This is a genomic window from Lampropedia aestuarii, from assembly GCF_004803635.1.
Lineage (GTDB): Bacteria > Pseudomonadota > Gammaproteobacteria > Burkholderiales > Burkholderiaceae_C > Lampropedia > Lampropedia aestuarii.
This window is the reverse complement of sequence record NZ_SSWX01000012.1, coordinates 53,475-66,364: the sequence shown is the minus strand read 5'-3', so window position 1 is coordinate 66,364 and position 12,890 is coordinate 53,475. Positions and strand designations below refer to the sequence as shown.

Sequence of the window (12,890 nt, the reverse complement as noted above, 5' to 3'; positions counted from 1 at the left end):
AAGCACGGCTAGTGCAGACGAGAGTGACCTGCCGCATAGGCAGCTCAGAAAATCCAAGGTGGGGCGTTGAAACTTGATCGTGTGTGACCTGCCGCATAGGCAGCTCAGAAAATAGGTTTTCCGTAGGGCTTCGGCGTTTTGTGGTGACCTGCCGCATAGGCAGCTCAGAAATAATAGAGCATTTGTAGGCAGCATCCACTACAGTGACCTGCCGCATAGGCAGCTCAGAAAAGCGTCACCATTGGCGCTTTTTTTACGCCTGAGTGACCTGCCGCATAGGCAGCTCAGAAACAGGTGGCGAACATAGCCGCTACGACGACGGGGTGACCTGCCGCATAGGCAGCTCAGAAAGGCACCCCCAATAGCTTTCCACGCCGCACCACGTGACCTGCCGCATAGGCAGCTCAGAAAGACCCGCCACGGATTCTGGCCAACACCAGCACGTGACCTGCCGCATAGGCAGCTCAGAAACAGGTGGCGAACATAGCCGCTACGACGACGGGGTGACCTGCCGCATAGGCAGCTCAGAAAGGCACCCCCAATAGCTTTCCACGCCGCACCACGTGACCTGCCGCATAGGCAGCTCAGAAAGACCCGCCACGGATTCTGGCCAACACCAGCACGTGACCTGCCGCATAGGCAGCTCAGAAAACCAAATGCAAGGTGGGATGTGGATTACTGGCGTGACCTGCCGCATAGGCAGCTCAGAAAATACGCTTGTGAGCTGCTGCGTAGCTGCTATAGTGACCTGCCGCATAGGCAGCTCAGAAATGACGCGATGTGTATTGGTAACGGTGGTACTTGTGACCTGCCGCATAGGCAGCTCAGAAAAATAAGAAAAATCACTAGACTCTGGAACTGTAGTGACCTGCCGCATAGGCAGCTCAGAAACTCGGAGCCATGGGGCCTGAAATTGTCGGCATGGTGACCTGCCGCATAGGCAGCTCAGAAAAGGGTGAGGGTCACCATCACCATCACCATCGCGTGACCTGCCGCATAGGCAGCTCAGAAAAAGAACTATGATGATGACGTATAAACCAAAACGTGACCTGCCGCATAGGCAGCTCAGAAATTGGCGTTGCTACTTATACCGGCCTGACTGTAGTGACCTGCCGCATAGGCAGCTCAGAAAATGAAGTCGCTCACTAAAGCTGAGTTGAAGTTGTGACCTGCCGCATAGGCAGCTCAGAAATGAAGACAAGAGCAAAGCTAGCCGATATAGCGGTGACCTGCCGCATAGGCAGCTCAGAAAATGCCAAATGCATATGCCGCAAGAAGGCTTTCGTGACCTGCCGCATAGGCAGCTCAGAAAACCAAATGCAAGGTGGGATGTGGATTACTGGCGTGACCTGCCGCATAGGCAGCTCAGAAATTGAAGCCTTGCGACTCGCGCATGATCTTCTCGTGACCTGCCGCATAGGCAGCTCAGAAAGACCCGCCACGGATTCTGGCCAACACCAGCACGTGACCTGCCGCATAGGCAGCTCAGAAAACCAAATGCAAGGTGGGATGTGGATTACTGGCGTGACCTGCCGCATAGGCAGCTCAGAAAAGATAGCCAAAGGCGCTAACGGTCAGCCATGTGTGACCTGCCGCATAGGCAGCTCAGAAAATACGCTTGTGAGCTGCTGCGTAGCTGCTATAGTGACCTGCCGCATAGGCAGCTCAGAAATCAAGGGCGCTGTGGGTTAGAAAGGGATGCTTGTGACCTGCCGCATAGGCAGCTCAGAAACGCGGTCATGCACACCGGGAAATACCAGATACGTGACCTGCCGCATAGGCAGCTCAGAAAAATAAGAAAAATCACTAGACTCTGGAACTGTAGTGACCTGCCGCATAGGCAGCTCAGAAATGACGCGATGTGTATTGGTAACGGTGGTACTTGTGACCTGCCGCATAGGCAGCTCAGAAAAATAAGAAAAATCACTAGACTCTGGAACTGTTGTGACCTGCCGCATAGGCAGCTCAGAAACGCGGTCATGCACACCGGGAAATACCAGATACGTGACCTGCCGCATAGGCAGCTCAGAAAAATAAGAAAAATCACTAGACTCTGGAACTGTAGTGACCTGCCGCATAGGCAGCTCAGAAACGCCTGGATACGTCAAGCAAGGCAATTTGTGTGTGACCTGCCGCATAGGCAGCTCAGAAAACTGCCGGTGCGCCACTGTGCAAAAGTAGGCAGTGACCTGCCGCATAGGCAGCTCAGAAACTCGGAGCCATGGGGCCTGAAATTGTCGGCATGGTGACCTGCCGCATAGGCAGCTCAGAAATCACATCAAAGAGCTCGCTGAGCATCGCAGGCGTGACCTGCCGCATAGGCAGCTCAGAAAAAGCGTGCAGTGTTGTCAGCGTGTCCTGGCAGGTGACCTGCCGCATAGGCAGCTCAGAAATCACATCAAAGAGCTCGCTGAGCATCGCAGGCGTGACCTGCCGCATAGGCAGCTCAGAAATTGCTGGATATGGGATGCAGGCAAAGCCATTGTGTGACCTGCCGCATAGGCAGCTCAGAAATAGGAGGCTATATGGCTGAACACCAATACTCTGTGACCTGCCGCATAGGCAGCTCAGAAACAATTCCCCACGTACTGCCGAGAGTCCTGGCGTGACCTGCCGCATAGGCAGCTCAGAAAGCTGGCCAGAAGGGTGTACGCGCATCGTAGAGGTGACCTGCCGCATAGGCAGCTCAGAAAGCAGCACATCAACGACACCGCTACCGGGTAGCGTGACCTGCCGCATAGGCAGCTCAGAAAGCTGGCCAGAAGGGTGTACGCGCATCGTAGAGGTGACCTGCCGCATAGGCAGCTCAGAAATGGTGGAATATTTCCCGCTCCGCAGCTTCCCGGTGACCTGCCGCATAGGCAGCTCAGAAACACTTCAGTGCGCGGAATGCTTCAGCCTCGACGTGACCTGCCGCATAGGCAGCTCAGAAACCGTCACCCCGCCAGCGCCAATGGCCTCTTGCGTGACCTGCCGCATAGGCAGCTCAGAAAGGCATGGCCCCCGTGATGGCTTCAGGTTTAAAGTGACCTGCCGCATAGGCAGCTCAGAAAAGAGACTCGTAAGTTGATCAAAAGCTTTATTCGTGACCTGCCGCATAGGCAGCTCAGAAATGATGTGACTTATGCCTGGTCTGAATCCTATGGTGACCTGCCGCATAGGCAGCTCAGAAATCCACAAAACCAGAGCCACCGTTAAAGCCATTGTGACCTGCCGCATAGGCAGCTCAGAAAATCCCTCGCGAGTCATGAGCGCATAGCCAACAGTGACCTGCCGCATAGGCAGCTCAGAAATGGGGGATGCATCGGGCACTGTGGACTACCAAGTGACCTGCCGCATAGGCAGCTCAGAAATCAGCCGCTGGGGCGTAGGTGATTTGCAATGTGTGACCTGCCGCATAGGCAGCTCAGAAATGAGACAGACGCAAGTGCAATCGCTTTTATGCGTGACCTGCCGCATAGGCAGCTCAGAAATTGGGGCAGGGTGGATTTTGTGGGGTTAATTCGTGACCTGCCGCATAGGCAGCTCAGAAATTGGCAGTTCAGTGGCTCAAAAGGTGGTCAGTGTGACCTGCCGCATAGGCAGCTCAGAAATGAGAAATTCAAGAACATTGGCGCGGAAATGAGTGACCTGCCGCATAGGCAGCTCAGAAAGCAATGTCTGAACTCATTGCGCAGTCGGGCAGGTGACCTGCCGCATAGGCAGCTCAGAAATTACCCAACATCAAAGCGTAACTGTGAAACTTGTGACCTGCCGCATAGGCAGCTCAGAAAGTTACCAATACACATAGCATCAGGTCGCCGATGTGACCTGCCGCATAGGCAGCTCAGAAATTTTTGAATTGAGAGGGAGGTCTGGTACATGGGTGACCTGCCGCATAGGCAGCTCAGAAACTCCTGCGCAATGGCTGCGCGGTGTGGCGAATGTGACCTGCCGCATAGGCAGCTCAGAAATCCGGCACTCCCTGGGGCGCACTGGCTCGGGCGTGACCTGCCGCATAGGCAGCTCAGAAAAGAAGATTGGCGCGCGCCCACAAGCTGGGAAAGTGACCTGCCGCATAGGCAGCTCAGAAAATTTACCAGGCGATGACCAAGGGCGTGGCCGAGTGACCTGCCGCATAGGCAGCTCAGAAAGTCAGGTGCTGGTGGATGCCAATGAGCGCAAGGTGACCTGCCGCATAGGCAGCTCAGAAAAACAAAATGCCGCCTTCTTCTGTATAAAGCGCGTGACCTGCCGCATAGGCAGCTCAGAAAGACAAGCAGCAGCGCGGGCGAGTGGAAGCGACGTGACCTGCCGCATAGGCAGCTCAGAAAAGCACCTCGGCGGCATTTGGGTCATCTGGATCGTGACCTGCCGCATAGGCAGCTCAGAAAATCACCACTTCTGGGTTTATCTTGGATGGCATGTGACCTGCCGCATAGGCAGCTAAGAAAGTCTCCGCTTGTATTGGTACGTCTAGCCACGGGTGACCTGCCGCATAGGCAGCTCAAAATCACCAAAACAACGCACTGGCCAGCTTGCTGGATAGCCTCATCAGGCCATATCGAGCATATTGCGTGACGCATGCAGAAACTCCAGTGCTTCTTGCGGAGTTTTCTGCAGCAGGGCCTCAATGAAGGGCATGCCCTCCAACAAGCAGTAGGCCATGACCCAACCTTCGTATACGCGCGGCCCTGTCAGTGGGGCATCCAGCAAGGGCGTGAATGCGGTGTGGCGTGGGTCTTTTTGGATGCTGGCGATGAGGTGGCGCACCGCAGTTTCTGGCCCTTCAAAATACTGGCAAAAGCGTGTGCCATCGAAAACAAGCACCCCTGTTATGCCATGTGTCGCGTTGAATAGGCGCGCTGTCTTGATGATGTCACTGACACATACAGCACCGTAACTATCGGCGAGTTGGCTGTGGTAGAAAAAGCGGTGCAGAGTTTGGGTCACGTAGGCTTTCGATTGATCTTACGTAGTGCAAGCCAGGCGGCGCCTGGTTTCTAGCTTGTATGGAAAGCATAGACATAAAATCATTTTTCCATTATGGATTGAATCGCGTCCAAGTGGGTGTCATGCCAATGTAACATCTGCATTGACTGCATGCAGGTATGCTAGATAACCAACAACATTGCAACAACATTGTGAAATCGGCCAAGGTTTTACAAATGGTTTTCAGCCTCCTATTTCAGTTATTCTGGGAAGCCAGATGAACGCAAAATGCAACCCAGAAGGATTCAGCTTGTACGGTCTCAAGCAACTCCTTGGACATAGCCTCACCGTGGCCGATGCTGCTGACGCTTAGCGCCTGTTCTCGCACACCGCTTTTACAAATGGAGCTAACTGCAGCCAAGGCACGTTCAGGTCTTGGTAATTTTCCTTGCGTTACTGTCCCAAAGAGTTCCAAAGAATGCCATATCGCTGTTTTTGCCCCATCAACAGGTCCGGCCCTACTCTACAATCCATCCCATGTCGAAAACCAATTTTGATGTTTGCATTCGTGGCGCAGGAATTGTCGGCCGTGCTTTGGCTTTAAAGCTTGGGCAAGCCAAGCTGCGGGTCGCGCTCGTGGATTCGGGCGCGGGTGGCAGCGAGCAGTCGCCGCGCGATATTCGCGCGTATGCGTTGAACCACGCCTCCCGTCAATTGCTGGAGAGCCTGCGCTGTTGGCCAGATGATTCAGCCATTACGGCGGTGCAGCGCATGGAGGTGCATGGCGATACCACTGGCCGCGTTGATTTTGATGCCGCTCAAGCCAGTCAACCTGGCGCAGGCTTGGATGCGCTCGCAACCACTGATGTCCAGGCCTTGGCCTGGATTGTTGATGTGCCCGCACTGGAAGATGTTTTACAAACTGCACTGCGGTTTCAAAGCACAGTGGAGATTGTCACAGCGCCTGTGCCTGCACGTTTGACGGCCATTTGCGAGGGCAAATTCAGTGCCAGCCGCGATGCCTTGGGCATTGCATCGCATGGCCACGATTACCCGCAGCAGGCCATTGCCACGCGCGTCAAAGCCAGCCAGCCCCATGGAGGCTGCGCCTGGCAATGGTTTAGCGGGCCGCACATTGTGGCCTTGCTGCCACTGGGCGGTGCAGCCGGTGACGAGTACGCGGTCGTGTGGTCTACCAGTTGTGAGCAAGCGGGCCGTTTGAGTGCGCTCAGCGATAGCGCCTTTGCGCATGAGTTAGAAGCCATCGTCAATGGTTCTAGCAACGACTCAGCAAACCAATATGCACAGCCGGGCGTTGTGTCTCTGTCGCTCATTGGCAGCCGGGCCCGCTGGCCACTGCGACTAAGCCAGGCCACGCATTGGTGCGGCACGATGGCTCAGGCTGAGACAGTTGCAAAAGCTTCGGCATCTCCAGCCCCCGCCAAAAACCGCGCCACGCATGATGCTGCCCATGCAGCGCAAGGGCCTGGCAGCTGGGTTTTGCTAGGCGATGCCGCACATACCATTCACCCATTGTCCGGCTCTGGTCTGAACTTGGGCTTGGGCGATGTGGCAACGCTGAGTCACTTGTTGCTGGAGCAACCCAACTGGCGGCCAGTTCACGATTTGCGCGTGCTGCGCCAATACGAACGCGAGCGCAAGGCTGCGATGCTGCCGTTTGCGTTTGCCACCGACAGCCTGCAGTGGCTGTTCTGGCAGGACTTGCCGCTGCTGCAGTCCTTGCGCAATTGGGGCATGCGCGGTGTTTCGTCAAGTGGCCCTCTCAAGGATTGGTTGGTTCGCCAGGCAATGAACCTTTAAGATACAGGAATGTCAAACTGTTTTAACTTCAGGCAGCTTCGCAGGCTGCTTGCCACATTTTGACGTTGGCGCAAGGCAAGCGCTGCAATGGGCAATGATGCTTAAGGCAGCGCTTCTGGCACGGCCACGTTTCTCGTTCACTATTTATTCAGGTTTTTATGATCCGCTTTGACGCACCTTTCTCTCTGACAACCCTGACCCAATGTACGGCCAAGCTGGCCTTGGTAGCCGGCATGGCCGCTGCCACTGCGGTGGTTGTTGCCCAGGACGCCAAACCAGTGTCTGATGCGCAAGCCAAAACCATTCGCAGCACGCTGGAGCAGCGCGTGCCGCAATTGGCTGGCATTGAAGAAATCAGAGCCACGCCCATGGACGGTTTGTTTGAAGTGCGCCATGGCACGAATGTGTTCTACACCACCGCCACTGGCGATTTTTTGATCAGCGGCGAGTTGTTTGACACCAAGAACGCGCAGAACCTGACTGAGAAGCGCATCAATGAGTTGACCGCGATCAACTTCAGCGAGTTACCAATCGATGACGCCTTCACCATTGTGCGCGGCGATGGCAGCCGCAAAATGGCTATTTTTGAAGACCCGAACTGCGGTTACTGCAAGCGCTTTGAAAAGAACATGCTGGCGGTCGACAACGTTACCATCCACGTGTTTCTCTACCCCATCCTGGGCCAGGACTCGGTTGAAAAATCGCGCAACATCTGGTGCTCAGCCAAGCCTCAAGAGACTTGGGATGCCTGGATGCTCGATGGCAAAACACCGGCCAAACTGGACGCTTGTGATAACGTAGATGCCATACAGCGCAATGTGGCGTTCGGCCGCAATTACAAAATCACTGGCACACCAACGATTGTGTTTGAAGACAATACCCGCGTTCCTGGCGCGATTGAGGCACCGCAAGTTGAGCAGAAACTGCAAGCGATTGCAGCAAGCTCCAAAGGCTCTTAATTCGCCCTGCTGCGTTGAAGCTGCGCATGGCCATGCTTTTTGCTCTGCACCCTTGATCAAAACTCAGCATGCAGATGGCACAAGCTCTGGCGCGATAACCGCGCTCTGAAGAACTTTGTACTCTTAGAGCCTGTTTACGATCTTTTCGCAGTCGCACAAGGCATAAAAAGAGGCCGTGCAAAGCGCCTGTTGCCGCGCATTGCACCCTTTTGGGCTTCAACGCGATCTGCTAAAAGATCGAATAAGGCTCTTACACCAAGCCCACCAATAGCGGCTGCGCATGGCTTGCGCTGGCTGCTGTGCAGCCTCGCACATTGGCCGGTGCGTGCTCTGCATGCCCAATAGCGCAGCAAGTCGTTGAAAGTTGGATAATGGCATCAGGCGCTGCGCTCCCCTGTGCGCTGCTGTCCATGCCAACGCCTGACGTCAACACCGGCACTGCTTGCTGCGTTGTCTGACCAGTCACCTGCATTCCCTCACACACTAGTAGCAAGCCTGAACTGTGGCCATTCCTCAAAGTTTCCTGGATGAACTGACCGAACGCGTAGACATCGCGGATGTGGTTGGTCGTTATGTCACCCTCAAAAAAGGCGGGGTGAACTTGATGGGGCTATGCCCTTTTCATGAGGAAAAGTCGCCTTCATTCACAGTCAGCCCAAGCAAGCAGTTCTTCCACTGCTTTGGGTGCGGAAAACACGGTAATGCGATTGGCTTTCTGATGGAGTTCACAGGCGTGGGCTTCATCGATGCGGTCAAGGATCTGGCCCAAATGGCAGGCATGCAGGTGCCGCAAGACAAGGTCTCGCCAGCCCAGGCGGCCGAGCGTCAGCAGCGCAAAGAAGAGAAAAAAACCCTGGCCGATTTCAACGCCCAAGCGGCCAAGGCCTATAAAGAACACTTGAAGCGCGCATCAGAGGCGATTTTGTATTTGAAGGGCCGTGGTGTCAGTGGCGAGATCGCCGCGCGCTTTCAGCTTGGCTACGCACCGGCGAGCGAGCATGCACTGGCAGCCGTGTTTGCAGACTACGCCGATCCAGCGCTGGAAGATGCCGGGCTGGTCATTTATAAAGAAGAAACCGGCCGCCGTTACGACCGTTTCCGTGACAGGCTGATGTTTCCAATTCGCAATGCGCGCGGTGAGTGCATTGGTTTTGGTGGCCGCATCATGGGCAATGGCCAGCCCAAATACCTCAACTCGCCTGAAACGCCGATTTTTCATAAAGGCCGCGAGTTGTATGGCCTGTTCGAGGCCCGCCAGGCGATTCGCAGCAAGGGGTATGCCTTGGTCTGCGAGGGCTATATGGACGTGGTGGCCTTGGCGCAATGGGGCTTTGCCAACGCAGTGGCCAGCCTGGGCACCGCTTGTACCGAGCACCACCTGCAATTGCTGCTGCGCCATACCGAACACATTATTTTCTCTTTCGATGGCGACAACGCCGGCCGCAAAGCAGCTGCCAAAGCGCTGGAAATCGCTCTGGCGTTTGCCACCGATACGCGGCGCATCCAGTTCCTGTTCTTGCCCAAAGAGCATGATCCAGACAGTTTTATCCGTGAGCGTGGCGAGCAGGCTTTTGCCGAGCAGGTCGAGTTGGCCTTGCCGCTGAGCCAGTACCTGCTGCAAGTAGCCAGCCAGGACTGCAATCTGGCCACGCCTGAAGGCCGGGCACGCATGGCCCACCAGGCGCGGCCATTGTGGGCTCAATTGCCAACGGGCGCGCTGAAGTTGCAAATGCTCGATGAGATTGCCCGTGTGGCACAAATGGCGCGTCAGGACATGCAAGCACTGTGGGAAGCACTTGGCGCCCAGGCACGCCCCAGCCGCGCGCAACACAGTGCGGTTGAAAGTCGCGCTATCAGCACCGCTTCTCCCCCCCCTTTCAACAGTGCGCCCATGCCTGAGCATGCCGATGGCTATGAGGCCGTCGCCGGGCCGCAGGCACTGCCCAATGACCCGTCTTATTGGGCGCAAGACGCCTATATGCCACCAGCCAATATGGACGATTCGGTGCTGATGGAGCCTTGGATAGGAGCTGGCGCAGCCCCCGAACTGCCAGAGCATGGCCAAGCCTACGGCGGCCACACCAGCCACGAGGCAGGTTTTGAGATGCTGCCTGAATCGATGTTCAAAGCCCCGGCAGAGCCAAAGCGGAGCTGGAACAAAGGCGGAGACTGGAAATCGGCCAGGGATGGTGGCAAATTCTCACGCCATGGCAAGCAAGGCGATGGTTTCTTGACCACCGCACGTGGTCCGTTGCGCCAACGCCCGCTGCGCCGTGAAGAGCACGCCGCCTGCATTTTGCTGGCCCATATGCCGCTGTTGGAGACGCTGGGCGAGCAAGACATCACCCTGCTGTGCCGCCTGCCCGCTCCTGACGGAGTGCTGTTTGGCTGGGTGGATGACCATTACCAGCAGCACGGCGCGCAGGCCTGGCCAGATCTCAAAACGGTGCTGCTGGCCGCACTACCCGGCCCAATCAAGCGCTTGTTGCCCCACATTGAGGCGATTGCCTCGCACCCCCAAGCCGATTACCAGGACGAATTTCGCAATGTGCTCAAACACATCATGATTCGCCAGCTGAAACTGGAAATTGACGAGGTCACGCAAAGCTACGAGACTGATAGCCAAGCAGGCGCCAAATTGCGCCGCTTGACCAGCCATATGGCGCAACTGAAATAATAACCTAGACCCATTCACCCACCCATCCACTTACTCAACCCAGCGCCCGCTGCCTCAATCCATTTGAGCTGAACAGGCGCGCAGTCCACCATGCCAGACCGCCAGCCCCGCACCAGCACCTGGAAACAATTGCTGATAGACCTCAGTCCCGCCTCACCGGGCATTACGCTGCTAGAGTGCGGGCGCATTATGCTGGGCATAGGCTTGTCAATTGGGCTGACGGCTTTGATCAGCCAATGGGTCGCGCACGAACAGTTGGAGCTTTTTTGGCAAGGTGCATCGATCAGCGCCACTGCTTTTTTGCTGTTTGCGCTGCCCTCCAGTCCCTTGGCGCAACCTTGGGCCATTCTGGTCGGCAACCTCAGTGCTGGGGCAATTGGCATGGCCTGCGCCTACCTGATAGGCAATACGGTGCTGGCCGTGAGTATTGCCGTGCCCTTGTCGGTGCTGGCAATGATGCAGCTGCGCGCCGTCCATCCACCCGCCACTGCGGTGGCTTTGTACATGGTGCTCAAGCATGTACAAGCGCCCGAGGTACTGCTGTTCCCGCTGGGTTTTAATTTGCTGGTACTGGTGCTGGTGGGGACTGTGTACAACCGCCTGACTGGGCGGCGCTACCCTTACCGCCAAATCTCCAGTGCTTCAAGCGGCGCAGAAGAGGACCGGGGCGAGGTATCACCATCTGATGTGGACAAGGCCTTGGCCCGCTACAACGAAGTGCTGGCCATTAGCCGAGATGATTTAACCTCCCTGCTCAAGGTCGCCAGCGGCGCGGCTTACCAGCGCCATTTGGGTGATTTGCGCTGTGCCGATGTGATGACTACCCAGGTGCAGTCTGCGCCTGCCAACGCGCCGCTGGACGATTTGCGTGTTTTGCTGGGCAGCAATAAGCACCGTGAACTGCCTGTAGTCGATGAGGACAACCGCCTGCTTGGTGCAGTGGGCCTGAACCAGTGGTTTGATGTACTCAATGCCATCGCAGCAAAAAATGCAGCTGCTGCTCAAGCAGACGCAGCACCACTGCCCGACGCTGCGCCAGACAAAGTCGAGCCTGCTTGGGGGCAGCGCCTATGGCGCCTGGTGGGACTGGCTCGCTTTAAGAAACCCAATGCCTCGGCCGACACACAAACCATGCCAGTGCCTGTTGCGACAGACGCAGCAGAGTCAGCGCCTGCCGAACACGCTGAGGCATCGGCTGCAAACCCGCAGCAGCCAGCGCAGCCGCGCTTGGTGCGTGATGTAATGGTGCCCTCGCTGGTGATCGCCCGTCCACAGCAGGCGTTGATGGAAATTATTCCGATTCTTAGCCAGGGTGGGCGCTATCTGATTCCCGTAGTCGATGAAAAGCAGTGTTTGCAAGGTATCATCACCCAGACTGATTTGCTGCGCGCCCTAGACCGCGCCTTGCCCACACCAGGCGCAGCCCCGTCTAGCAATGGAACGTGAGTTGTCCACCGCTATTTCTCTGCTGCGCAGCTGCGTTTTGCGCCGACCTGGTTTATTGCTTGCTTAGCCCCCATGGAAATGCTCTCCCCCACTCCCCCAACTGTTAGCCAGCGCCTGCACAACTACCTGGATTTGATTCGCTGGAGTCGACCGGCTGGGTGGTTGCTGCTGCTTTGGCCAACGCTTTCAGCGCTGTGGATTGCCGCTGACGGCTTTCCAGGCTGGCATTTGCTGGTGGTATTTGTGTTGGGCACAGTCTTGATGCGCAGCGCAGGCTGCTGCATCAACGATGTGGCCGACCGCGACTTTGACCGCCATGTCAAACGCACCGTCAATCGCCCCGTCACCACTGGGCGTGTGGGCGTTAAAGAGGCCTTGCTGGTTGGGCTGGTGCTGACGCTGGTCTCATTCGGACTGGTTCTAAGCACCAACGCGATGACGGTCTATGTCTCTGTGTTTGCTGTTTTGATCACGCTGATCTACCCCTTTGCCAAGCGCCATGTGTCGATGCCACAGGCTGTACTGGGGGTAGCCTTTAGCGTAGGCATCGTGATGGCCTATACCGCGGTGCGCGAGCAGATCCCGCCACAAGCCTGGTGGCTGCTGCTGGGCAATTTATTCTGGGTGCTGGCCTATGACACTGAATATGCGATGGTTGACCGTGATGACGATCTGAAAATCGGCATGAAAACCTCGGCCATTACGCTGGGGCGCTGGGATGTGGCAGGAGTGACCAGTTTTTATGCCTTGTTCTTGCTCTGCTGGGCATGGGCCTTGTCTGGTGAAGAACTGGGCTGGCCATGGTATGCAGCACTTGCAGTCGGCGCGCTGCAGGTTGTCTGGCACTGGCGCCTGATTCGTCACCGCGAGCGCGACACCTGTTTTCGCGCCTTTACCCAAAATCACTGGCTGGGCTTCACACTGTTTCTGGGCATTGTGGTGTCACTGCTGCTTCAGCGCTAAGCCAGCGCCATTGCTGAGAACCTGTTTACGAGGTAAACATGCGCGCAGCCCACTTTGTCGCCCTCGCAGCGCAATGGACAAAACCAGCAAACAACACTGCTGGCTCACCCCCC

Annotated in this window: 6 protein-coding genes and 1 CRISPR repeat array (1 of these 7 only partly in view); of the genes, 5 read left to right on the top strand and 1 reads right to left on the bottom strand. The window is 56.3% G+C overall.

The window, feature by feature from the left end:
• Positions 1–4,493: direct repeats of the CRISPR family, unit length 28 nt; unit sequence GTGACCTGCCGCATAGGCAGCTCAGAAA; it reaches 277 nt to the left of the window's first position.
• Positions 4,494–4,533: 40 nt separating this feature from the next.
• A complete protein-coding gene (locus tag E8K88_RS10445) occupies positions 4,534–4,932 on the bottom strand; it encodes a BLUF domain-containing protein (RefSeq protein ID WP_136406610.1) in 399 nt (132 codons plus the stop codon).
• A gap of 516 nt (positions 4,933–5,448) precedes the next feature.
• Between E8K88_RS10445 and E8K88_RS10440 the strand changes: the two genes are divergently transcribed.
• The 5 genes from E8K88_RS10440 to ubiA all read left to right on the top strand — a co-directional run bounded on the left by E8K88_RS10440 (position 5,449) and on the right by ubiA (position 12,777).
• The gene (locus tag E8K88_RS10440; RefSeq protein ID WP_136406609.1) at positions 5,449–6,732 is read left to right on the top strand and encodes an FAD-dependent monooxygenase; all 1,284 of its coding nucleotides are present in this window, start codon (positions 5,449–5,451) and stop codon (positions 6,730–6,732) included.
• Positions 6,733–6,965: 233 nt separating this feature from the next.
• The gene (locus E8K88_RS10435) at positions 6,966–7,691 is read left to right on the top strand and encodes a DsbC family protein (RefSeq protein ID WP_136406655.1); all 726 of its coding nucleotides are present in this window, start codon (positions 6,966–6,968) and stop codon (positions 7,689–7,691) included.
• Between the two features lie 502 nt (positions 7,692–8,193).
• Complete coding sequence (gene dnaG / locus E8K88_RS10430; protein WP_136406608.1) at positions 8,194–10,368, top strand: DNA primase; 2,175 nt, start codon at positions 8,194–8,196, stop codon at positions 10,366–10,368.
• Between the two features lie 90 nt (positions 10,369–10,458).
• Positions 10,459–11,814 (top strand): HPP family protein, encoded by a 1,356-nt coding sequence (locus E8K88_RS10425; RefSeq protein ID WP_136406607.1) that lies wholly within the window; start codon positions 10,459–10,461, stop codon positions 11,812–11,814.
• A 72-nt stretch (positions 11,815–11,886) separates the two neighbouring features.
• On the top strand, positions 11,887–12,777 hold the full coding sequence (ubiA, locus tag E8K88_RS10420) for a 4-hydroxybenzoate octaprenyltransferase (protein ID WP_136406606.1): 891 nt from the start codon (positions 11,887–11,889) through the stop codon (positions 12,775–12,777).
• Positions 12,778–12,890: the final 113 nt, after the last annotated feature.